Origin of the sequence: Hymenobacter glaciei, from assembly GCF_039539585.1 — a bacterium.
Taxonomy (GTDB): Bacteria; Bacteroidota; Bacteroidia; order Cytophagales; family Hymenobacteraceae; genus Hymenobacter; species Hymenobacter glaciei.
In genome coordinates this window covers 1-21360 of sequence record NZ_BAABDK010000016.1, presented here as the reverse complement: position 1 = coordinate 21360, position 21360 = coordinate 1, and the positions used below count along the sequence as shown (strand labels likewise).

21 protein-coding genes are annotated in these 21360 nt (G+C 58.7%); 15 read left to right on the top strand and 6 right to left on the bottom strand.

From position 1 onward, the window contains the following. The first annotated feature begins 102 nt into the window (after nucleotides 1-102). The 8 genes from ABD837_RS09020 to ABD837_RS08985 all read left to right on the top strand — a co-directional run bounded on the left by ABD837_RS09020 (nucleotide 103) and on the right by ABD837_RS08985 (nucleotide 10653). On the top strand, nucleotides 103-1125 hold the full coding sequence (locus tag ABD837_RS09020) for a VWA domain-containing protein (RefSeq protein ID WP_345053133.1): 1023 nt from the start codon (nucleotides 103-105) through the stop codon (nucleotides 1123-1125). A gap of 137 nt (nucleotides 1126-1262) precedes the next feature. Further along, complete coding sequence (locus ABD837_RS09015) at nucleotides 1263-1931, top strand: YggS family pyridoxal phosphate-dependent enzyme (protein ID WP_345053129.1); 669 nt, start codon at nucleotides 1263-1265, stop codon at nucleotides 1929-1931. A 124-nt stretch (nucleotides 1932-2055) separates the two neighbouring features. Further along, nucleotides 2056-3240: a lysophospholipid acyltransferase family protein gene (locus tag ABD837_RS09010; protein ID WP_345053127.1), complete on the top strand. Its 1185-nt coding sequence runs from the start codon at nucleotides 2056-2058 to the stop codon at nucleotides 3238-3240. Between the two features lie 143 nt (nucleotides 3241-3383). Continuing rightward, nucleotides 3384-4358 (top strand): alpha/beta hydrolase, encoded by a 975-nt coding sequence (locus ABD837_RS09005; RefSeq protein WP_345053124.1) that lies wholly within the window; start codon nucleotides 3384-3386, stop codon nucleotides 4356-4358. Nucleotides 4359-4608: 250 nt separating this feature from the next. Then, a complete protein-coding gene (locus ABD837_RS09000; RefSeq protein ID WP_345053122.1) occupies nucleotides 4609-5226 on the top strand; it encodes a phasin family protein in 618 nt (205 codons plus the stop codon). A gap of 163 nt (nucleotides 5227-5389) precedes the next feature. Further along, the gene (locus ABD837_RS08995; RefSeq protein WP_345053119.1) at nucleotides 5390-7072 is read left to right on the top strand and encodes an ABC1 kinase family protein; all 1683 of its coding nucleotides are present in this window, start codon (nucleotides 5390-5392) and stop codon (nucleotides 7070-7072) included. Nucleotides 7073-7290: 218 nt separating this feature from the next. Continuing rightward, nucleotides 7291-8367 (top strand): hypothetical protein, encoded by a 1077-nt coding sequence (locus tag ABD837_RS08990; RefSeq protein WP_345053118.1) that lies wholly within the window; start codon nucleotides 7291-7293, stop codon nucleotides 8365-8367. 135 nt (nucleotides 8368-8502) lie between these two features. Continuing rightward, entirely contained in the window at nucleotides 8503-10653 is a 2151-nt protein-coding gene (locus tag ABD837_RS08985) for a hypothetical protein (protein WP_345053116.1), read from the top strand. Nucleotides 10654-10662: 9 nt separating this feature from the next. Here ABD837_RS08985 and ABD837_RS08980 read toward each other — a convergent pair whose 3' ends face one another. The 4 genes from ABD837_RS08980 to hppD form a co-directional block, all read right to left on the bottom strand. Beyond that, entirely contained in the window at nucleotides 10663-11130 is a 468-nt protein-coding gene (locus ABD837_RS08980; RefSeq protein ID WP_345053114.1) for a hypothetical protein, read from the bottom strand. A gap of 1 nt (nucleotide 11131) precedes the next feature. Next, nucleotides 11132-12868: a phospho-sugar mutase gene (locus ABD837_RS08975; protein WP_345053111.1), complete on the bottom strand. Its 1737-nt coding sequence runs from the start codon at nucleotides 12866-12868 to the stop codon at nucleotides 11132-11134. Between the two features lie 251 nt (nucleotides 12869-13119). After that, nucleotides 13120-14016: an SdiA-regulated/phytase-like domain-containing protein gene (locus tag ABD837_RS08970; RefSeq protein ID WP_345053109.1), complete on the bottom strand. Its 897-nt coding sequence runs from the start codon at nucleotides 14014-14016 to the stop codon at nucleotides 13120-13122. Between the two features lie 184 nt (nucleotides 14017-14200). Further along, nucleotides 14201-15334, bottom strand: coding sequence for a 4-hydroxyphenylpyruvate dioxygenase (gene hppD / locus ABD837_RS08965; RefSeq protein ID WP_345053107.1), 1134 nt, complete (start codon nucleotides 15332-15334; stop codon nucleotides 14201-14203). A gap of 165 nt (nucleotides 15335-15499) precedes the next feature. On the opposite strand from hppD, the gene ABD837_RS08960 reads away from it, so the two are divergent. From ABD837_RS08960 to ABD837_RS08940, 5 genes are all read left to right on the top strand, one after another. Further along, nucleotides 15500-15886 (top strand): hypothetical protein, encoded by a 387-nt coding sequence (locus ABD837_RS08960; RefSeq protein ID WP_345053104.1) that lies wholly within the window; start codon nucleotides 15500-15502, stop codon nucleotides 15884-15886. A gap of 155 nt (nucleotides 15887-16041) precedes the next feature. After that, nucleotides 16042-16398: a DUF952 domain-containing protein gene (locus ABD837_RS08955; protein ID WP_345053101.1), complete on the top strand. Its 357-nt coding sequence runs from the start codon at nucleotides 16042-16044 to the stop codon at nucleotides 16396-16398. Nucleotides 16399-16481: 83 nt separating this feature from the next. Then, complete coding sequence (locus ABD837_RS08950; protein ID WP_345053098.1) at nucleotides 16482-17240, top strand: hypothetical protein; 759 nt, start codon at nucleotides 16482-16484, stop codon at nucleotides 17238-17240. A gap of 193 nt (nucleotides 17241-17433) precedes the next feature. Then, complete coding sequence (locus ABD837_RS08945) at nucleotides 17434-18192, top strand: hypothetical protein (RefSeq protein ID WP_345053096.1); 759 nt, start codon at nucleotides 17434-17436, stop codon at nucleotides 18190-18192. Between the two features lie 85 nt (nucleotides 18193-18277). Beyond that, a complete protein-coding gene (locus tag ABD837_RS08940; RefSeq protein ID WP_345053093.1) occupies nucleotides 18278-19144 on the top strand; it encodes a carboxypeptidase-like regulatory domain-containing protein in 867 nt (288 codons plus the stop codon). An 85-nt stretch (nucleotides 19145-19229) separates the two neighbouring features. Here the strand turns inward: ABD837_RS08940 and ABD837_RS08935 are convergent, their stop codons facing one another. Beyond that, nucleotides 19230-19496 carry an ABC transporter C-terminal domain-containing protein gene (locus tag ABD837_RS08935; RefSeq protein WP_345053984.1) on the bottom strand — a complete coding sequence of 89 codons (267 nt, stop codon included), beginning with the start codon at nucleotides 19494-19496 and terminating at the stop codon, nucleotides 19230-19232. On the opposite strand from ABD837_RS08935, the gene ABD837_RS08930 reads away from it, so the two are divergent. Continuing rightward, on the top strand, nucleotides 19495-20385 hold the full coding sequence (locus ABD837_RS08930) for a carboxypeptidase-like regulatory domain-containing protein (protein WP_345053091.1): 891 nt from the start codon (nucleotides 19495-19497) through the stop codon (nucleotides 20383-20385). The two genes, ABD837_RS08935 and ABD837_RS08930, sit on opposite strands and share 2 nt — an antisense overlap. 76 nt (nucleotides 20386-20461) lie before the next feature. Here ABD837_RS08930 and ABD837_RS08925 read toward each other — a convergent pair whose 3' ends face one another. Beyond that, nucleotides 20462-20836 (bottom strand): ABC transporter C-terminal domain-containing protein, encoded by a 375-nt coding sequence (locus tag ABD837_RS08925; RefSeq protein WP_345053088.1) that lies wholly within the window; start codon nucleotides 20834-20836, stop codon nucleotides 20462-20464. Here ABD837_RS08925 and ABD837_RS08920 point away from each other — a divergent pair. After that, the gene (locus ABD837_RS08920) at nucleotides 20727-21344 is read left to right on the top strand and encodes a carboxypeptidase-like regulatory domain-containing protein (protein WP_345053086.1); all 618 of its coding nucleotides are present in this window, start codon (nucleotides 20727-20729) and stop codon (nucleotides 21342-21344) included. The genes ABD837_RS08925 and ABD837_RS08920 overlap by 110 nt on opposite strands. The last annotated feature ends 16 nt before the right edge of the window (nucleotides 21345-21360 follow it).

The window sequence follows — 21360 nt, the reverse complement described above, 5'->3', positions numbered from 1 at the left end:
GTAACGTAAGAGAAGTAGCGCGGACTTTCGGTCCGTGAGTGGAAGCAGCCTTAGGGATGTTCTCCCTCGCGGACTGAAAGTCCGCGCTACTTTCGCGGCTGCTTGAACAACTTTTTCAACCTTCTGCGCTACACCACCCTGGCTGGCTACCAGTGGCAGCAACCGCGCCTGCTGCTGCTGCTGCTGGCCGTGCCGCTGCTGTTTGGGTTGCGCTGGCTGCTGGCCCGGCGGCGGGCGCAGGTGGCCGTTGCCCTCACGCCCGGCTCTGCCCCGCGCGACTGGACGGCGGCCCTGCGTTTTGTGCCCGACGTGGTGCTGGGTCTGGCCCTGTGCTTTGGCATTGTGGCCCTGGCCCGCCCGCAGCGCACCGACGAGCGAGTGGAACAGTCGGGCCGGGGCATCGACATCGTGCTGGCCCTCGACATTTCGGGCTCGATGGAAATTCAGGACCTGCGCCCCACCCGCCTCGAAGCCGCCAAAAAGCTGGCGACTGATTTCGTGAACAGCCGCGTGGGCGACCGCCTTGGCCTGGTGGCCTTCGCCGGCGAGGCCTACTCATTGGCCCCCCTCACCACCGATTACGACCTGCTGCGCGAAGACCTGGCCAGCCTACGACTGGGCCTGATTGCCGAAGATGGCACCGCCATTGGCACCGCCTTGGGCGTAGCCGTGAACCGCCTGCGCGAGTCAACGGCCCGCTCGCGGGTGTGCATCCTGCTCTCCGATGGCGAAAGCAACGCTGGCAGCCTTGACCCGCTCCTGGCCGCCCAGCTGGCCCACGCGTTCAACATCCGCCTGTACACCATCGGGCTCGGCAAGGACGGATTTGTGCCCTACGGCCAGGACTCGCTGGGCCGCACCCGCTACGTGAGCACCCGCCTCGACGAAACCACCATGCGCCAACTCGCTGCCGCTGCCGACGGCCGTTTTTTCCGGGCCACCGACACGGGTGCGCTGCGCGAGGTTTTCGCTCAAATCAACCGCCTCGAAAAGTCCGAAATCAAGCAGTACCGCTACCGCAACATCACCGACCTGTACCGGCCGTATCTGTGGCTCAGCGTGGCCCTGTGGCTGCTGTGGCTGCTGCTCAAAAACACATTCCTAAGCAACCCGCTGGAAGATTGAATAGTTGATGTGAAAAATGTGAGGAATGTGGAGTTGTGCTGTTAATGGCTTCAAACCGCATTCAGAAGTGCCGCCTAACCGTTGGCCTACCTGATTCTCCGCATTTTCACATCCGTCACATTTACACATCATCAAAAGTGTCCATCACCGATAACATCCACCGCCTCAACGCCGAATTGACCGGTACCGCCGCCCGCCTGTGCGTGGTCACGAAAACTCACCCCGTCGAGCGGCTGCAGGAGGCCTACGAGGCCGGCGCGCGCTGCTTCGGCGAAAACCGGCCCCAGGAAATGGCATCCAAGCAGCCTGAGTTGCCTGCCGATGTGGAGTGGCACCTCATTGGCCAGCTCCAGACCAACAAGGTGAAGCTGCTGGCCCCCTTCGTGCACACCATTCAGAGTATCGACAGCCTGAAGCTGCTGCGCGAAATCAACAAGCACGCGGCCAGTAACAACCGCGTCATCAACGGCCTGCTGCAATTCCACATCGCGCAGGAGGAAACCAAATCGGGCCTCACCCTGGCCGAGGCCGAGCAAATCCTGGGCTCGCCCGAGTTCCCGAGCCTGACGCACGTACGCCTCACCGGCGTAATGGGCGTGGCCACGTTCACCTCCGACGCCGAACAGCTGCGCCGCGAGTTCCAGCTCCTGCACAGCTACTTCGACCAGCTCAAAGCCCAATATTTTGCCGATTCGCCCGCTTTCTGCGATATCTCAATGGGCATGAGCGGCGACTACGCCTTGGCCGTGGTCGAAGGCAGCACGCTGGTGCGGGTGGGCAGCGCCATTTTCGGCAGTAGGGGGTAGGGAGCTGCCGAACCAAGCCGTTCAACACCCCGAAACACCGCGTGAAACCTGCCTGGCACGCTGCCCGAAGCGCAACGGTAGAAATTCTCCTATCTTCCGTCCCCGTTCGCTGCTCTTTCCGCTTATGCCCGCCACCACTGCGTCTTCGTTGCCACCGCCGGCCATTGTGGCTAACCAGCACATCTACGACGACTATTTCGAGGAAGAATTCACCCAGACGCTCGACGAGAATATTCTCCAGCTCCTCGACCGGGTATGGTTTCGCTCCGAGCTGGTGGGCTTTGAAGATTTTCCGCAGCGCAACAACCCCGACCGGCCCCTGATTTTTGCCAGCAATCACTCCGGCATGGCTTTTCCCTGGGATGCCATGGTGGCCCTTTCGCACCTGTGGCGGCACCTGCTGCAGAAAAACGGCAACATCGACGACTTGCCGCGCCCCCTCTCAGCCCCGCTGCTCTCGCAAACGGCCCTGATGAATCCTTACCTGGTGCGCGACTTCTGGAAGAAAAACGGCTGCGTGGACGCCACGACGCTGAATTTCGAAACCATGATGTACTACCAGGACCACAACCTGATGCTGTACCCCGAGGGCGTGCCCGGCATCGGCAAAGGGTTCAACCGCAAGTACGAGTTGCAGCGCCTGGCCACCAGCATGGTGCGCCTGGCCCTGCAGCACGGCACCGACATCGTGCCCTTCTACACCATCAACGCCGAATACCTCAATCCCTACGCCTACAGCTTCGAACCAATAAACCGGCTCACCAAGAAAATCGGCATCCCGTTTCTGCCGCTTACCCTGCTGCTGTTGTTGGTTATCATTCAGCCCTGGGCCTTTTACCTGGCTTTTCCGGCCAAGCTCACCTTCGTGATGGGCACCCGCATTCGCCCGTCCGACCTCACCGACAAAACCGTTGATGAACTAAGCCGCGAAGAATACCTGGACCTGAGCGAGCAAGTTCGCCAGCAGATGCAGGGCGAGATGGATACCGCCGTTGCGGCCCACGGCCAAAAGCCTTACCGCTGGGGCGAGCTCTGGCAGCGCATCAAGGAAAACCGGCGCTTCTTCCCGTTCTTCTTGCCCTTCGCCTGGCCCGCGATGTTCACCGAATTCGAACGCCTCTACGTGAAGGAAGGCCGCCGCAATTTTCGCATGCAGCTCGACCGGCCTGGCGCCTGGCTGCGCATGCTTTGGCGCAACCCCATAACCCTGGCCTATTTTATCCCGTTGCTAGGCTGGATTCCGCTGGCCATCAAAGGCTATAAAGGCAATAAGCTGGGGCAGCAGCAGAAGGCTTACCGGAGTAACTAAGAATACCGCCAGAGGTAGGGTGCGGGGCTTGCCCCCGCCCGCCGTTGAACAGATTAGTTTAGTATGGCGCCAACGGCGGGCGGGGGCAAGCCCCGCACCCTACTTCCTGCGCTTCCTCCATACCCTCCCGAATCCCACCCGCAATGCCCTCGTTTCAGCACCTGCTGCTCAAGCAGTTTCTCACCGCTGCGGCGGTTCCACTAGCCCGCCGCAAGCCCAGTGTGGGGGCCATTCGCCTGGCGATGGAGGCCGGGGCCCTGTTCCAGTTTATGCCCTGGAAGGTGAACCTGGAAAGCTTTAAGCTCGATAACCGGCTGGAAGCCGAGTGGCTGCGGCCCCGGGCGGCGCACCCAACCCGCGTGCTCCTCTACCTGCACGGCGGTGGCTACGTGCTGGGCTCCCTCAACACCCACCGCAGCCTGGTCGGCAGCCTAGCTCAGCGTACCGGCCTCAACGTGCTCACCATTAACTACCGCAAGGCACCCGACCACCCGTTCCCGGCCGCCCTGCACGACGCCCGGCGGGCCTACCGCTGGCTGCTCCGCCAGGGCCACCAGCCCCACGACATCGTGGTCGGTGGCGACTCGGCTGGTGGCGGGCTGGCCCTGGCCTTGCTGCTGGCCCTGCGCGACGCTGGCGAGGCCCTGCCGGCCGCCGGCGTCGGCCTCTCGCCTTGGACCGACCTCAACCTGCCCACTGCCGCCCTGCGCCGCGTGGCCCGTGAAGAAGGCCTGTTGCTCGAAGCCCTGCAAATGCGTAGCTGGGGTCCGCTGTACGCGCACAAAACGGCGCTTTCGCACCCGCTGCTCTCGCCCGCGCAGGCCGACTTGCACGGCCTGCCACCGCTGCTCATCCAGATTTCTACGGCTGAAGTACTCTACGACGACGTGCTGAAGTTTGCCGACAAGGCCCGCGCCGCCGGGGTGCCCGTAGTGGTACAGCCTTTCGAGGGACTGGTGCATTGGTGGCACCTGTTTTGGCGCCTGGTACCCGAAGCCCGCCAGGCCCTCGACCAAGTCGCCGAGTTTCTGGTTGATATCTGGGCTGCGCAAGCGGCTCCTGGTGTGCGGCTGCCGGTAGTGCCGCGCCGGGTGGCTGCTCGCCGCCGCGCCGCGTAAGCTGTGGTTGAAGCGGTTGCGCAGAACTACTGCGAACCCCGAATATTCGCGAAATTGAAAAAAAATATATTCTCTTTTTGATGAATTTCGGCCACTTTTGAAAAAAACCGGCGTACAGGGCCCAACTATGTTGCCAAGCCTTCGTAGGTTTGCAGCAGAATTAGTCGGCTTGCATACTACTTTATGTCGGCAACCGGCTTTCAATCAGCAAACTCCCTTCTTCACCTTCACCAAAAACTGTTTCGTCGTCATGGAAGATTTGTTTAAGAAATTCGTAAATGCTGGCGTTGGCTACATTGCCCAAGGCAGCAAGTCTGTTCAAAGCACCATCGAGAAGCTGGTGAAGGACAGCAAGATGACTGAGCAGGAGGGTAAGAAAATTCTGGATGACCTGCTGAAAAGCGGCGAAACCAAGCGTGCCGAACTCGAAAAGCAGTTTCAGGGCCTGGCCGACCGCGTGAAAAGCACCGTAGGGCTCGGCGACGACAAGCCCAAGGCCAAAGGCAAAGGGTCCGCTAAGAAGCCCGCCGCGAAAGCTGCTGCCAAGCCCGCCGCCAAAGCTGCTGGCGTAGTTAGCGCTGCCCGTAGCACTGCTAACCAGGCCGCCAGCCGCGCCGCCGGTGCCGTTAAAACTGTAGCCGACCGGGTGAGCGCCGCTGCTGGCACTGCCCAGAAATCGACTGCCGCCATGGCCGGCGCAGCTAAATCGACGGCTAAGCCTGCGGCCAAGCCGGCCGCCAAGCCTGCTGCTAAAGCTCCGGCAAAAGCCGCTAGCAAACCGGCTGCGAAGCCCGCTGCTAAGGCTGCCGCCAAGCCGGCTGCTTCGGCTGCAACGTCGACTTCGAACAGCGGCGAGAGCAACTCGTAAGCACCGCTTATTCCGAATGCAAAATCCCCGTTTGCCTGGTGCAAGCGGGGATTTTTAGCATGTGGGCATGGCTTGTGCTGAGCCGGATTCGGCAAGCCGGCCAGGCGGAGTCTGCGAAATCGGTTTAATGTGCGTAAATCTGCGGTTTGTAAATCAGAGGTTGATGTTTAAAAATACGATTTCTAATCTGGCCCGCATCCGGCAGGTGGCCGAGGTGTTGCTGCGCTACGGCTTTGAAGACGTGGTGACAACCACGCCGTTGCGGCGCCTCATTAGCCAGGCGCGCCGCCTGAGTTGGCAGCGCGCCGACCGCCAGGTATTCGAGACCACGCGTTGGGAGCGGGTGCGCCTGATTATCGAGGAACTGGGCCCCACGTTCATCAAGCTGGCCCAAGCCATGAGCAACCGGGCCGACCTGCTGCCCGAAGCGCTGATTGAAGAGTTTGAAAAGCTGCAAAGCAACGTGCCGCCTTTCGACACGGTGGTGGCCCGCCAGATTATCGAGGAAGAACTGGGCCGGCCGATTTCGGAGGTTTTCAGCGAGTTTGATGATGTAACGCTGGGCTCGGCCAGCATTGGGCAGGTGCACCGGGCGCGGCTGCTCACGGGCGAGGAAGTGGTAGTGAAGGTGCAGCGCCCCGGCGTGCGCGAAAAGGTGCGTTCCGACCTGGCCTTGCTGCATGAGCTGGTGCGCCTCACGGCGGGCTTCCTGCAAAAGCAGGGCCTGGCCAACCCGCAGGACATCGTGGATGCCTTTGAGCGCAGCATGAGCAAGGAGCTGGATTACACCGCCGAGGCCCGCTCGATGGAGCAGTTTCGCAAGCTCTACGAGGACTACACCACCTTTTCTGTGCCCAAGCCCTACCGCGAGCTGAGCACGGAGCGCATCCTGGTGATTGAGTTTGTGAGCGGCTGCAAGATTACCGACAAGGTGCAGTTGCAGGAGTGGGGCCTGAGCCCGGCGACGGTGGCCGAAAACGGCATGGACATTTACCTGACACAGATTTTTGAGTTTGGTATCTTCCACGCCGACCCCCACCCGGGCAACGTGCTGGTGCGGCCCGACGGTACCATCGTCCTCATCGATTTTGGGATGGTGGGCCGCCTCACCAAGCAGCAGAAGTATGCGTTTGCGGGCGTGTTCATCGGGATGGCCCGGCAGGATGCCCGCAGCATGGCGCTCAACTTCCGCCGGCTGGCCCTGACGGCCGAAATCCCAGACATGCGTGCTTTTGAGTCGGACCTCAGCCAGCTGATTGAGGATTTCGCAATGCTCGACGTGAAGGAGATGAGCATGAGCGACCTGGCCGATGCGCTGCAAGGCATCATTTACACCTACAAATTGCAGGTGCCAGGGGCGGTGTTCCTGATTTTGCGGGCGCTGGTGATTCTGGAAGGCATCGGCAAGGTGCTGCACCCCAATTTCAACACCTTCGAGTTCGTGCGGCCCTACGGCGCCAAGATTATCAAGGAGCAATACTCGCGCGAGAACCTGCTCACCGAAGCCGAGTATACCGGGACCCAACTGCTGGCCCTGCTGCAAACCCTGCCCGCCGACGTGCGCCAGATTGTGCGCAAAATCAGCAAGGGCGAGCTGCGGCTGAAATTTGAGCTGGTGGGTTACACCACGTTGCTGCGCAAAGCCGACCAGTTGGTGAGCCGCACCATTCTGGCGTTGCTGTGCGTGGGTGGGCTGCTGTTTTCGGGCCTGTCGCTGCTGGGGCGCTACTCGCCCGACATGCCCTACCACCGCGGCGTGCCCGAAATAACGTGGTGGAGCTTGGGGGCCACCGGCTTCCTGCTGCTGGTGCTGCTGCTGCTGGGCACCCGCCGCGACGAGAAATGATGGAAAAGGGTAGCGGCAGCTAATAATACGAGGGAATTGAAAAGTCCTTTTCTTGAAGGGTTTTGAGGGTGGACTCAAATGATAGTCAATTATTTATATTTATTGATGCGTTGTAGTGATGTCTGATAGTCTTTGATTTAGGGTGGCGGGCGTTTTATCGGGGGGCTAGTTTTGCCCATGCTTCTCACTTATGGGAAGCGTATAATCTGATAAGCCCAATGAACATTTTTTCTTCTGCCCCGGCATTCCTGGCCTTGGCCACCATCTTGCTGGGCGCCGGCCTCGGGCCTGCTTTGGCCCAGTCGCGCGCTGGCAGCAACGACGAGCAGACCTACGACACGCACAAGAACCTGACCGTAGCGGTGACGCGTTTCGCCCCAGCCCGGGCGGCCCTCACCGACTTCATCCGGCACCGCTCCGCACGGGTGCAGAAGCAGGAGGAAACCCCTGACCAGCTCATTGCTGAATTCGCGCTGCCAATCCGCGAGCTGCCACGCCTCGATTCGCTCACCGCCGCGTTGGGCTACGTGCTCGAAAATAACCTTAACGCGCACGACCTAACGTCGCGCCTGCAAGAGCTGCAGGCTGATGAGCAGAACGAGGCAAGCCAGTTGGCTACCCTGAAAAAGGAGCAGGCCGAAGGCCGGCCCAACGCGGAACAGCGCCTGGCCTGGGGCAAGCTAACCGAGGAACACACCGAGCGTTTGACCCGCGTCCGCCACCAACTGGAGGGCATTGCTGCACACGCCGGCCAAGCCTACGTGACCCTGCGCCTCTACGACGAGGTGAGTTTTCCCACCGGCAACCGCCGCATTAGCTTCGTAAATATGCCGGGGGTGGAGTATGGCTACCTGCACCTCGATAATCCCAAAGTGGGCCTCACCAGCGCCAACTACCAGGGCTACTCCCTCAAGTATTTGGTTACGCGGGGCAAAAGCTACCTGAACCTGGGCGTGTATAAGCCGGTGGGAGCAACGGAATCGAACGAGGAATTCGTGAACGAGCTGTTTGTGGTGAACTTCGGGCAGGACTTTTACCCGCGCAACTTTGGGCGGGGCCGCCGGCGCTACCTCAACCTCTACACCAGCTACCAGCTGGGTGGCTTCATTCTGACCCGCAACAACGACCGGCACAACGAGTTCATCCCCAATCTAAACCTGGGCCTGGGCGTGGAGCTGCTCAAAACGCGCCATGTGCTCATCGACACCAAGGGCAGCTATTTTGTGCCGCTTAATTCGCGCAGCCGCGACTTGCGTGGGTTGCTGGGCCAGGCCTCATTCAACTTCGTGTTTTAACCGCGCGGGTCCATCGAAAAGCGGCTTAAAGGCAAGTAGGCGCATTAAAAACGAGAAAATGGACCGACAGAATTGTAGCTGAACCTTTACGCCCCGACCTTTGGGGATAGGCTGTGCTGCTGCTCATTCTTTCTCATGCCCTTTTCCTTGTTTTCTTGGTTGCTTCTGGCTGCCGGCATTTTGCTGGAACTACTCCCACAGGTGGCGGCTGCCCAAACGGTCCCAGCCGGCCCGCCGGTACTGCGCGAAGCCAGCCTGCGCACCGACACGGCCACCTATTTGCTCAGCCGTAACACCGTGATGCAGGCCGGTGGGCCGGCGCTATACTTCTGGTACCGGCGCGACGACGAAACCGCCGAATTGCGCCTCTATCCGGCCAGCAACCGCCCGCTACGCCTGCGCCGCAGCCCCGATTACCAGGTGCTCGACTCGCTGAGCAGGGAGGCCGATGGCAGCTTCCGCACGCGCCTTAAGTTTCAGAACCTGACCAGCAGCCGCTTTCTGCGCTTGGTGGTGGAGCAGGCCGCCGACTCAGTGGGGAAGGCCTCGTTGCGGCAAGTGGTTTCACTGCTGCCCCTGGCGCGCACCACCGTAGACCTGCGCGTGAGTGACAACGAGTTGTTTGTCGGGGAAGAAAAGGTGCTGGAACTCACCAGCTCGAACGCACGCAACGTGCGCGCCACCGGCGAGTGGGTGCGTGGCACCGATTTCGACTATCGCCTCGTGGCCGATGCCAACGGCGTGTTGCGCCTGCACGTGCTGCCCAACCAGCTGGGCGCGCGCACGCTGGCCCTGAAGCTGCAAACCGAGCGGCCCACGTTGGGCCCAGGCGGCCACCTCAGCTACCAGCTGCCGGTGCTGCGGCAGGAGTTTAACGTGAAAGCCAGCCGCCTGCGCTTCCTCTCGCCCGACAAGCGCAGCGTGACCATGGACGAAGCCAGCCGCCGCAAGGGCGTGGAGCTGATTCTTGACAACGGCCGCTTCTTTGAGTTGCGCCGCACCTACCGCATAGAGGACCAGGAAGAGCCCGGCGGCGAGCTGATTGCCGACCTGTTCATTCGCCAGTTTCTGAGCAACGACCGGGTGCTGTGCTACCTGCGCCCCTACAATACCCACCGCCAGACCGAGGGCTACCTCTACATTAAGGATGCTGACGTGGCCCGCTACCTTACCAACCTCGACATCACACCGCAAGCCGTGATTCGGAACGTGCAGGTGCTGCACCGCGGCGGCGACTGGACGCCCGGGCTAAGCGTGAGCCCCGGCGAAACCGTGGACGTGCGCCTCGAAGGCGAGGGCCTACTAAAATCGCGCGTCTCATTCGAGGATTTGCCTGTTATTCCATCCGATTCGTCGGTGCGCACCGACGCGCGGCTGGTGTACCGGGTGCGCGTGCCGGTGAGCTTCGACAAGCGCAAGAGCACGATTTTCAACGCCGGTCAGCCCACGGGCTACGCGCTGGGCATCAAGGAGTTTCAGCGGCCGCACCCGCTCGATTTCGTGTCGGTGGTGTACGGCGACGGGGCCCGGCCCATCACGCGCCTCAACGGGCCGGTGCTCTACGACGGCACCATTCGCGACGTGGTGTTCCAGTTCAACCCCAACGCCATTGATGGCAACGAGCAGCTCTACGGCAAGCAGTTTCTAAGCTTCGAAATCCGCATCCTCAACAGCAAGGGCGATTTGGTGGAGCAGCGCAGCGTTGACAACGTCGTGATTTGTCCCGGCGACCAGTCGGCCCGCGCCGCCTTCTACCAGGACAAGCAGTGCCGCACCGACCCGCTGAGCCTGAACTCCCTGCTGGGCCGCAAAACCTACGACCTCGACGAATGGAGCCGCATCATCATCACGGTGAAGCACCAGAGCAGCCAGTACGCCGACCCCGGCTACACCCAAACCGTGGAGTTGGTGCTCAAGCGCCGCTACAAGTTCGACATCGACGTGAGCTTCCCGGCCGGCCTGCTCACGCGCCGCCAGGGCGAATCGGGCTATGGCGACCTGGGCGGAATTTCGCTGGCCACGCTGGCGCAGTTCAGCTTTTATAGCCCCACCAAAATCAATCGCCTGCGGCCCTACAAAATTGGCGCGGGCTTCGTGGCGCTTAACGCCTTCAACCTGGGCAGCAGCGGCACCAACCGCGATTTGGGCGTGGTGATACTCGGCTCGGTGTATCCCACGCGGCGCGAGGCCAAGTTCACGTTTCCGCTGTATTTGGGCGGCGGGTTTCTGCTGGGCACGCAGAAGTGGTTTTATATGGTGGGACCGGGCATTGGGGTGCGGCTGTAACAGCAAATATTATTGAGTATAATCCTTCAGCTCTAATGCCCCGGCTAAGGAAATTTTATGGGCAATTTTTCTAGCTTTATTTAAATTCAAAACCTTTAGTATTAGAAAACCATCTCTGGAATCGGGTACAGACAGCATAATGAGATACCGCTGATGCCGGACGGTTTGGTAAACGCCAGAATCACTTATTTCTTCCTGAGCAACTTCTGAAAATCGTTTTAGAAATACATGATTAGCGGACGGAAGGCGCTCCCAGCCACCAAGCGGAATGAGGCCGAATAAACAAGTGAATTCGCCTTTGTAACCGTTTGCGAAGTCCAGAACAACATAACTATAAGTAGTAGCTACTGCTACTGCTAATAAAAGGAGTGGGATGCCAAATGCAGGCTCGCGATTAATAAACGCGTACAGGAAGGAAGCAAAAATAAACGCTCCCAGAATATATTTCTGGGAGCGTGGTAGCGGTATTTTAAGCATATTACTGCAGGTCCATATCCGTAATTATCGCCTTTATTTTCTCATGGCCCAGGCGCTGCGCCAGGTCAAAATCCACTACCGATTTCAGCGGTTGCTTCACGCTGAAATAGAACTTGATTTTGGGCTCGGTGCCGCTGGGGCGGGCGGAAATCTTGCTGCCGTCTTCGGTGAGGAACTGGAGCACGTTGGAGCTTTCTACGCCGGTGTCGGAGGTGAGGCCAGTGGCCAGGTCGTGGATTTTGCCGGTTTTGTAGTCGCGGATTTCCACCACTTTCAGGCCCGCGATGTGCTGGGGCGGGTTGGCGCGCAGGGCGGCCATCATCTCCTGAATTTCCTCGGCCCCGCGCTGGCCTTTTTTGGTGAGGGAAATCAAATCCTCCACGTAGAGGCCGTACTGGGCGTACATCTCCACCATTTCCTGGTAGAGGGTGCGGCCCCGGTCTTTGGCCACGGCGGCCATTTCGGCTACCAGCGCGCAGGCCGAAATGGCGTCCTTGTCGCGCACGAAATCGCCGATGAGGAAGCCGTAGCTTTCCTCGCCGCCGCCGATGTAGGTTTCCTGCCCCTCAAGCTCGCGAATGAGGCCGGCGATGTACTTGAAGCCGGTGAGCGTACGGTAACTCTTTACCCGGTAGTGGTGGGCAATGTCGCCGAGGATTTCGCTGGTCACGATGGTGTACACGATGAAATCCTGCGGGGTGCTCTGGCCGGCGCGGTGGCGGGCCGAGAGCAGATAATTAGTGAGCACGGCGGCCGTCTGGTTGCCGTTGAGGAGCACCCATTCGCCCTCGTTGTTTTTCACGCCCACACCCACGCGGTCGGCGTCGGGGTCGGTGGCGAGCACGATGTCGGCGTTGGTGGCTTTGGCCTGGTCGAGGGCCAGCTGCATGGCGCTTTTTTCCTCGGGGTTGGGCGACTGCACGGTGGGGAAGTTGCCGTCGGGCGTGGCCTGGGCCTGCACCACGTTCACGTTGCTGAAGCCGAATTCGCGCAGCAAACCAGGCACCAGCGTAATGCCCGAACCGTGGATGGGCGTGTACACAATGTTCAAATCGTGCTGGCGCTGAATGGCAGCCGGGTCGATGCTGAGTTTGCTGGCGGCGGCGAAATACTTCGCGTCGATATCGGCCCCGATGGGAATGATTTTCGACGGGTCAGCGGCAAATTTTACTTCGCTGGGGCTGGTGATTTTGTTGACTTCGATGATGATGTTGGCATCGTGCGGCGCCACCACTTGCGAGCCGTCGTTCCAGTACACTTTATAGCCGTTATACTCCTTCGGGTTGTGCGAGGCGGTAATTACGCAGCCGCTCTGGCAGCCCAGCTCCCGGATGGCAAACGACAGCTCGGGCGTGGGCCGCAGGGCCTCAAACAGATAGACGATGATGCCATTGGCCGAGAAAATGCCGGCCGCAATTTGGGCAAACTCGGGGCTGTTGTTGCGCGAGTCGTGGGCAATAGCCACTTTGATTTCCTGGCCCGGGAAGCTCTGCAGCAGGTAGTTGCACAGACCCTGGGTGGCCATGCCCAGCGTGTAGCGGTTCATCCGATTCGAGCCCGGCCCCATGATGCCGCGCAGGCCGCCGGTGCCAAACTCCAGGCTGCGGTAGAAAGCATCGGTGAGGGCCTCAGTTTGGCCGCTAGCCTGCAGGTCGCGGATGGCCTGTTGGGTCTGGACGTCGTAGGCCGGCGTGAGCCAGGTATCGATGGTGCGCTGAATTTCGGGAGTGAGTGACATGAACGAAAGCGTAAGTAGGGTGCAAGGTCAGAAGCAAAACGGCCGCAAAGGAAAGAGGTTGGCCGGAAAGATGAGCTGGTGCCGGGCTGGCGGCAGCAGAACATTCAAAGAACGTCATGCCGAGCATTCTGCGCATCAAGTAGAGACCGAGGCATCTCGCGTGCTACCACTACTCATGTTCGTTCTCACAAATAGTCACCACTTCACGCGAGCTGTTTCGGCTACGCTCGGCATGACGTTCCATCATTAACTCAGCGCGCCAGCCAGCGGCTCAGATTCAGCCCATACAGCCGCTGCTTCACCAACGCCAGGCGCCGCACCAGCCGCTCGTTGGAAATGAACACCCGGCCAGGGCCCACAAAACACAACCCCTCGACCTGCCCAATGCGCAAGGCGCCGGGCAAGCGCAGCCGGCGGGCGCGCCCAGCTAAATAGGAGGTATTGGCAAAGTCGGTGAGCAGCCACAGAAACACCCGGCCGGTTTTGGTATAGCCCAGCAGCGCCGCGGTGCGCCCATCGGGGCTAAGCGAAGCGGCCGTGACGAGGCCCTGTGCCGCCAGCGTTTCGTGCAGGTGCGCCACGTAGCGGCCGGGTTGGGTGGGCAGCGTGTAGTGGCGCGTTTGGGCATCGGCCCAGCGCTTCGAGAATAGATGCAGCGAATCGTGGGCTACGAAAAATGCTTCGCAGTCGAAATTGTGGCGGTATACGCCGGGCTCAAAATCTGTCTGTTCGGGGTAGCGAAAAGCAATTTCTTCGGCCATGGCCGTGGTGTCAGTGGGGCCGGGGCGGGGCAGGCGTAGCACGCGCAAGTCGCGCCGCCGGCCGGCGTTATTGCCAAAGTCGCCGATGTAGAAATAGCGGCTGTCGGCGGCCAACTCCTCCCAATCGGTGTTTGGAAAATTCACGATGCGTACGCGCTGCACCACGCGCCCGCTGGCCGTATCGAGCCGGAAGATGGCAGGTGGGTTGTTGCCGTCGTTCAGCGTCCAGAGTGCGCCGCTGGTGTAGAGCAGGGCCGACGTTTCGGGCACGGCGGCATCGAGCCGGACTTTGCGTTTGGGGTGGGCGCGGGCGGGTTTCGCGGGCTCCACGCGCTGGGCCAGGGCGGCCGGAGCGGCGGAGAGCAGCAGGAGTAGCCCAAGTAGCATTCTAAGGAGGTAGATTTTAGGCATATTAAAAACGGCGGGCAAAAGAAAAAAGAACGTCATGCTGAGCTTGTCGAAGCATCTCTACCGCGCAACTAATCAATTTTAGTATGGCGGTAGAGATGCTTCGATAAGCTCAGCATGACGTTCTTTTACGGACGTTCAGAGTCAGCGCGAGAACGCTGGCTTACAAATTCCCGCGCAACGCCTGCTCGCGCTCGATGCTCTCGAACAGCGCCTTGAAATTGCCTTTGCCGAAGCTCTTGGCCCCTTTGCGCTGGATGATTTCGTAGAATACCGTGGGCCGGTCTTCCACGGGCTTGGTGAAAATCTGGAGCAGGTAGCCTTCCTCGTCGCGGTCGACGAGCAGGTTCAGAGCTTTCAGCGAATCCAGGTCCTCGTCAATCGCGCCGATGCGCTCCAGCAGGTCGTCGTAGTAGGCGCCGGGCACGCTCAGGAACTCCACGCCGCGGCGGCGCAGCTCGGTTACGGTCTGCCGGATGTCGCTGGTAGCAATGGCGATGTGCTGCACGCCGGGCGAGTGGTAGTAGTCGAGATACTCTTCAATCTGCGACTTTTTCTTGCCTTCGGCGGGCTCGTTAATGGGGAATTTCACGTAGCCGTTGCCGTTAGAAACCACCTTGCTCATCAGGGCCGAATATTCGGTCGAAATGTCTTCGTCGTCGAAGGTGAGCAGCAGCTTGAAGCCCATCACGTCCTCGTAAAACTTCACCCACTGGTTCATTTCGCCCCAGCCTACGTTGCCCACGCAATGGTCGACGTGCAGCAGACCCACCGGCGCGCTCTGCGGCACGGCGCTGCTTTTGGCCACGTAACCGGGCATGAAGGGGCCGGTGTAGTTGGTGCGCTCCACGAAGGTGTGGATGCTCTCACCGTAGGTGTAGATGCCCGAGAGCGTGACGGAGCCGAACTCATCCTCGATGGTATAGGGCTCGAAAGCTGATTTGGCGCCGCGCTTGGTGGTTTCTTCCCACGATTTGCGGGCGTCGTCCACCCACAGGGCCATCACCTTCACACCGTCGCCGTGCTGGCGCACGTGCTCCGAAATCTCCGATTCGGGCAGGAGGGAGGTGGTGAGCACCAGCCGGATTTTGCCCTGCTGCAGCACGTAGCTGGCGCGGTCGCGCAGGCCGGTTTCGGGGCCGGCGTAGGCCACCAGCTCGTAGCCGAACGCGGCCTGGTAGTAGTAGGCCGACTGCTTGGCATTGCCGACGTAAAATTCGACGAAATCGGTGCCTTTGAGCGGGAGGAAATCCTGGGCGGGTTGGGCCAGCACTTCGGGCGAGGTCATGGTTTGCATGGGCGGATACGGGGCTAGGGGGTGGGGGATGTGGTGGTAAAAATACGGGCGCGGCCGGGTTCCGGCCGTTATTCGGCCCACCGTGCGTGCCAACTGGCCAGCAAATGGCCGGTATTCGGCAAAACCTTCCCATTTTTGTAGCCAATCATCTGCCTTAGCGCCCCCATGAATACCGAAGAACTGAACCTCGCCCTCGTGGCCCTGATTGAAAAAAAGGCCGAGCTGCACACCCTGAAGTACGACGATGCCCGCTACGACGAAGTGGAAGAAGCGCTGCACGACCTCGAAGACGACTTCAACGATGAGTACGGCGACTTCCTCGAAACCGCCCTCGACAAGGTGCACACCGACCTGAAATCGGACACCGACGTGCTGCTGCCCACCGCCTATCTGCCCAGCACCCCCGGCTCCACGCCATCGCCCAAAGAAGGCGTGTGGGTCGATTCGGAGAAATACCCCGGCAAAGAAGCCCGCATCACGCTCATTCCGAGCCCCGTGCGAATCATGTTGACGGTAGGCAAGCAAGTACAGCAGGAGCTCTGGAAAGCATAAAAGCTGCGGCTTGACAGTCTGGATAAGGAACGTCATGCTGAGCTTGCCGAAGCATCTCTACCGTAGCGCTAATCAAGTTTAGTATGGCGGTAGAGATGCTTCGGCAAGCTCAGCATGACGTTCTTTTTTTGTTTAATTCTTCAAAAACAAACGCTATGCTCTACCGCATCGCCGAGCCTGCCGACTGGCAACAGGCCCAGCAAACCGGCTTTTTCGCCAGCGCCGACCTTCTGGTCGAGGGCTTCATCCATTCCTCCGAGCAGCATCAAATTCTCGAAACAGCCCACCGGTACTATGCCGGGCGGGCCGATATGGTTTTGCTGGAGTGGGACGAGGCCGCCCTGGCTGCCGCTGGCGTGCGGGTGGAGCGGGAGTGGGTAGAAAGTCGGCAGCAGCATTTCGCCCACGTTTTCGGGCCGGTGCCGCTGGCAGCGGTGCGGCATAGCTGGCCATTTGGTGCCGATGCTGCTGGGAATTTCGCGCTGCCGGCCGGGCTGGCTAGCGCCGAATAGCACAACGCCTACGGCCTGCAACCATTGGCCGAAAAGTGGGCTCTTCAGGTTAGCATCCTTCCGCCACTTTCCTTTCTTTGCCCATGCGCTCTGTACGCACCCTACTGGCTTCCCTTACCCTGGCAGCGGCCCTGCCTGCCTGCGGGCCTTCGTATTTCCTGACCATGCACCCGAGCAGCGGCTCCGGCACCTGGGCTAACGGGGCCGAAATAGCCCGCCAGCAGCACGACAGCCTGGAAGTGCGTTTAAGCTTCGTGCGCTACGAAGCCAGCCGACTAATATTCGAGGCCGAGTTGCGCAACCGCTCCGGCCACGATTTCACGGTGAGCCCCACCGATTTCTACCTGCAGCCGGTGGCGACCCAGCCCGTGGCTTCCACGGCGCCTGCGCCCGTGCTGCCCGGCCGCCTCACGGCCTTCGACCCCGAGCCAAACATTCAGGAGCTGCGCCAGCGCATCGAAGTCGAGTCGGCGGAGGCCACGAAGGTTAGTGCCGCGGAAGTACTTACCAGTCTCAGCCACACTGTTGAGAACGTGGCGGCCATCAAAAAGAAAGAGACCAAGGAGCAGATTAGTGCCCGCGAAAACCGGCAGCAAAACGAGAATGCCAGCTTCGACAGCCAGCGCCTGCGTGCCGCCGCCGCCGCCGAGCAGCACCGCGCCCAACTCGGCGAATTAGAAGGGCAGGCCCTGCGCCGGACTACCTTAGAAACCGGTCGGGCGGTGCGCGGCTACGTGTATTTCCCGCGAGCCGATATGGCCGACGTCATTCGCGTATCGGCGCCTGGGCTGGCCCCCGGCACCACCCTGGATTTTACCCAGACCCGCACCCAGCAGCATTAACGGGCCTAAAGGTTGGCTGGAAGTAAATTGCGTAGTAATTTCCGGAACAGACAACCCCGTACTGGTTTCCGCCATCTGGCCTGCGTTGCCCCACGTTTAACCTGCTGCTATGCGCCTCTATTTTACTCGTTTATGCTCTTCACTGGTCCTGGTGGGGCTTTTCACGGCCTGTGCTCCTACCTATCAATTAGGGATGAAACCGGCGCAAACCTCCAACTTATTTGTAGAAGGCCGCGAGCAAGCCCAGGCCACCGCCGATAGTGTGGAAGTGCGCTTAAGCTTTGTGTGCTACGAACCGACGCGAGTGGTGTTCGAGGCCGAATACCGCAACCCTACGCACCACGCGTTGGTGGTTGAGCCCGCCGCTTTTCAGTACGAACCCAGCCGCCGGCCGGCCCCCGCTTACGACGCGAAAGCCCGCCGTCCCAAGCCGCTGCCGGGCACCGAAGTAACGGCCGCCGTGGCCGCCGCCAGTCAGTCGTTGTCGCTGCCGCCGCTGCCGCCCGCACCGCTCAAGGCTTTCGACCCCGAACCGGAAATAACCATGCTGCGCGCCACCGCCGACAAAGAGGCGGCCAAAGCGGCCCGCATCGACTGGTTCGGCGTAGCGCTGAGTGCCGTAAGCATTATTTCGGATGTGGCCAGCGTCGGCCGGCGCGAAACCGTGGGCCAATACCAGAGTCGCGCCGTCATCCACGACGCGGCCGTGACCTACAGCGTCATCTCGGCTGCCACCAAAATCGAGCACGCCGTGGCTGCCGACGTACTGCAGCAGCGCGCCGCCATGCTCCAGGAATACGCGCTGCGCAAAGTCACCCTCGAACCCGGCCAGCAGGTGCGCGGTTACCTCTACTTCCCCCGCTACGATGCGGCCGATGCGCTGGTGGTGAAGGCCCCGGTGGGCAGCCGCGTAGTGCCGCTGGAGTTCGCGCAGGTGCGCCGGCGGCAGTAGAGGTGAGTAAAGCAGGAGGAGCTTTTGCTACGGCAGAGGCTTTTAAGCAGCAGCTTTTTTGGGTTAATTTGGTTAATGAAAAAATTTGCTACCAGAAATCGCTTCGGTGTTTCTGCTGTTTCTTCCGTTGCATGGGCGGGCGCAGGAAGTGTTGATTAGCGGGCAGGTGGTAGATGCGGCAACTAAAAAGCCGGTCGAGTATGCTTCCATGAGCTTGCGGAATGCACAGACCGGCGCGCTCACCGACTTGCAAGGGAGATTCCAAATAGCTGGCCTAAGCCCCAATACGCCAGATTCCCTCATTATGATGACGCTGGCATACGAGCGTTATGCGATGGTCGTGACCGCCGCTAAATGCACCGATTTAGTATTGGAGGTGACGCAACGGAAAGGGTTCAGCTTAGGACGAGTATATGAGTCTCATTGCAGGCCTTATCCCGTTATTCCTGAAAGCGAGCAATTGCGCTTCAGCATTGATTCGCAGTATGCTTTTTTCATTCCAAACAAAGAACACAAGCAATTAGGTAAGCTGCGAGCGGTTTCTCTTTTCCTCGGTGATGAGGGATTGCCGAGTACCCCATTCCGCCTGCGCATCTACAGACCCAAAGGGAAGAACCAGTCGCCCGGCGCTGATTTGCTCAGTGAAACCGTCTTCATCAAAGCCGCGGAAGACGGTAAATGGCATACCATCGACCTAAGTGCTTATAACATCCCGGCTGTGAAGGAAGGCTTTTTTATTGCTGTGGAATTTGCCGTTCCGAGGACAGTTATTCCACCAGCGGAGCTAGCAAGTCATCCTCCCAAAGGGCTAATTATGCGTCCAGATTTTGAAGTCAAAAAAAGCAATACGTGGCATTTTTCTCCGGCCACGGGCTGGAGCTTAGCTCCACTAACCGGCGGCATGCGTCGTTACAATGCCATGGTAAAAGCGGAAGTTGAAGTGCTCAACTAAAGTAGATTCACGCCACTTATTTAAAATCAGATAAGCCACTGCGATTGTGCTGCAGCGGCCTATCTGTTAATTGTAGCCAAGTAAATCACCCCAATTCCGCCAGTTCCAACCCGCGCAGTCCCTTCTCCTCCAGTTCCTGATTCAACGCAGACAGACGCGCACCCCAAGCGATAAAGTCCTGCGGCGAGCCGCTGCCACCGTTCAGTTTGGCGATGATGTCCTGTTTCTTGGTTTCGAGCATGTTCATAGCTTTTTCGAGCTGCTCGTATTTCTTTTTCTCGGCGAGGGCGGCGCAGTGTTTGGCGGGCTTGGGGCCACGGAAGTAACCTGCCTTTTGGCTAACTTGTAATATGAAAAACCCGCTACCAAAAATTGCCTTGTTGCTTCTGTTGCTTCTACCACTGCTTGGGCGGGCGCAGGAAGTGCGGATTAGCGGGCGGGTAGTGGATGCTGTAACTAAAGCACCTATACCGTTTGTATCAATATCTCTGCTTTTGGAAGACGTCGGAGCCCTTTCTGACGAAGCAGGCTATTTTCATATTATTACTTCAGCGCACATTATGAAAGACTCATTATTAGTTCGGTCTCTCGGATATAAACCTCGAATTATATCAGTTGAACTGGATAAGGCAAATGACTGGGTAGTTGAACTCAGCGCGGCAGATAGGAGCAACACAAAACTGCTATCCGAGTTACCTGTCATTACTGGCTTGCCTGGTAACCAATATGCTTTTTATTTTAATAGAAAGCATCAGGAGCGGCTTGGGAAACTGAATGCTGTTTCATTTTACGTAGGATATAGAGGTATCCTGCGTGAAGAATTCAGACTTCGATTATACAATGCGGATAGGCCAAATCACTCTCCTAAAACAGATATGCTCTTCGAACCGGTAGTTGTTAATGGATTCAAACCTGGAGCATGGAATACAGTTGATTTACGTAGCTTTAATATAGATTTCCCAGATGGTGGTTTCTATCTAGTATTAGAGTATTTAACAGGGAGTGGCGGCCCAAACCACGTCTCGTATTTGGATGCGCTACCTGCATCTGGTATAATCTTGAACCCATCAATTGCCGTAAAAGAATGTAGGATTTGGATTCAGGGACCTGGGCACTGGGATTTCAGTAAAGGAAAACGTGGAGATTTTATTTTTGATACTTGGACCCTAAAGTCAATTAGTTGTGCGGAATTTCAAATGTTTGGAAATGCAATAAAAGTTGAGGTTGAACGCACCGAATAATACATCAAGCTAATAAAAATAGGCCGCTGCGATGATGTCGCAGCGGCCTATTTATTTAGAACAGAAATCAAATGTTTTACCCCAACTCGGCCAAATCAAGCCACCGTTCTTCCTTCTCACCCAACTCTTTTTCAATAGCCGACAAACGGGCACCCCAAGCCGCAAAATCCTGCGGGCTGCCAGCAACGCCATTCAGCTTGGCGATGATGTCCTGTTTCTTGGCTTCGAACATGCTCATGGCTTTTTCGAGTTGCTCGTATTTCTTTTTCTCGGCGAGGGTGGCGCAGTGTTTAGCGCGCTTGGGACCATGGTAGTAAACTATATTTTGGCTAACTTGGAATATGAAAGACCCACTACCAAAAATTGCCTTGTTGTTTCTACTGCTCCTGCCACTGCTTGGGCGTGCGCAGGAAATCTGGATTAGCGGGCGGGTGGTGGATGCTAAAACCAAGCAGCCAATTCCTTTTGCTTCTCTCGGCCTTTTGAACACAGGTGCGGCTGCTCTCACCAATGAGAACGGGTATTTCCAACTGGTCGGGCTGGGTGAATTTAAACAGGACTCCTTGATTTTGATGACGCTTGGCTACTGTCGTCAGGCGCTATTTGTGGAGCAGGGTAAGGCGGAAAACCTACGCATTGAAATGAAGCCACGACCACCAGGATATATTATAAGTTGTCCAGTCGGACCCTGTGCTACCAATGTTAAGAGAAAGCCAATGCCTAAAAATGAAGTGCTTGAGGGACTGCCTGGTACTCAGTATGCTTTTCTAATCGATAATAAAGCAAACATCTCATCCAAGCTGCAAGCAGTATCGTTTTATGCGGGAGAAAATGGGTTGCCCGGAAAATTGTTTCGTCTGCGCATTTATGATGTGGCAGATACTAACTCTGCTCCGGCGCGTGACCTGTTAACTGATGTTACGCAGCCAGTTTGGTCAAAGTGTAGTGCATGGCTTTGAGTCCGCGCAAATAAAG

What these genes read in the sequence shown, in the direction of transcription:
- hppD (WP_345053107.1), bottom strand. Translation starts at nt 15,334, where the DNA reads ATGCAAACCATGACCTCGCCCGAAGTGCTGGCCCAACCCGCCCAGGAT.
- ABD837_RS08975 (WP_345053111.1), bottom strand. Translation starts at nt 12,868, where the DNA reads ATGTCACTCACTCCCGAAATTCAGCGCACCATCGATACCTGGCTCACG.
- ABD837_RS08990 (WP_345053118.1), top strand. Translation starts at nt 7,291, where the DNA reads ATGAACATTTTTTCTTCTGCCCCGGCATTCCTGGCCTTGGCCACCATC.
- ABD837_RS08955 (WP_345053101.1), top strand. Translation starts at nt 16,042, where the DNA reads ATGCTCTACCGCATCGCCGAGCCTGCCGACTGGCAACAGGCCCAGCAA.
- ABD837_RS08995 (WP_345053119.1), top strand. Translation starts at nt 5,390, where the DNA reads ATGTTTAAAAATACGATTTCTAATCTGGCCCGCATCCGGCAGGTGGCC.
- ABD837_RS08930 (WP_345053091.1), top strand. Translation starts at nt 19,495, where the DNA reads ATGAAAAACCCGCTACCAAAAATTGCCTTGTTGCTTCTGTTGCTTCTA.
- ABD837_RS09005 (WP_345053124.1), top strand. Translation starts at nt 3,384, where the DNA reads ATGCCCTCGTTTCAGCACCTGCTGCTCAAGCAGTTTCTCACCGCTGCG.
- ABD837_RS08980 (WP_345053114.1), bottom strand. Translation starts at nt 11,130, where the DNA reads ATGCTTAAAATACCGCTACCACGCTCCCAGAAATATATTCTGGGAGCG.
- ABD837_RS08970 (WP_345053109.1), bottom strand. Translation starts at nt 14,016, where the DNA reads ATGCTACTTGGGCTACTCCTGCTGCTCTCCGCCGCTCCGGCCGCCCTG.
- ABD837_RS09010 (WP_345053127.1), top strand. Translation starts at nt 2,056, where the DNA reads ATGCCCGCCACCACTGCGTCTTCGTTGCCACCGCCGGCCATTGTGGCT.
- ABD837_RS08985 (WP_345053116.1), top strand. Translation starts at nt 8,503, where the DNA reads ATGCCCTTTTCCTTGTTTTCTTGGTTGCTTCTGGCTGCCGGCATTTTG.
- ABD837_RS08945 (WP_345053096.1), top strand. Translation starts at nt 17,434, where the DNA reads ATGAAACCGGCGCAAACCTCCAACTTATTTGTAGAAGGCCGCGAGCAA.
- ABD837_RS08920 (WP_345053086.1), top strand. Translation starts at nt 20,727, where the DNA reads ATGAAAGACCCACTACCAAAAATTGCCTTGTTGTTTCTACTGCTCCTG.
- ABD837_RS08960 (WP_345053104.1), top strand. Translation starts at nt 15,500, where the DNA reads ATGAATACCGAAGAACTGAACCTCGCCCTCGTGGCCCTGATTGAAAAA.
- ABD837_RS09000 (WP_345053122.1), top strand. Translation starts at nt 4,609, where the DNA reads ATGGAAGATTTGTTTAAGAAATTCGTAAATGCTGGCGTTGGCTACATT.
- ABD837_RS08950 (WP_345053098.1), top strand. Translation starts at nt 16,482, where the DNA reads ATGCGCTCTGTACGCACCCTACTGGCTTCCCTTACCCTGGCAGCGGCC.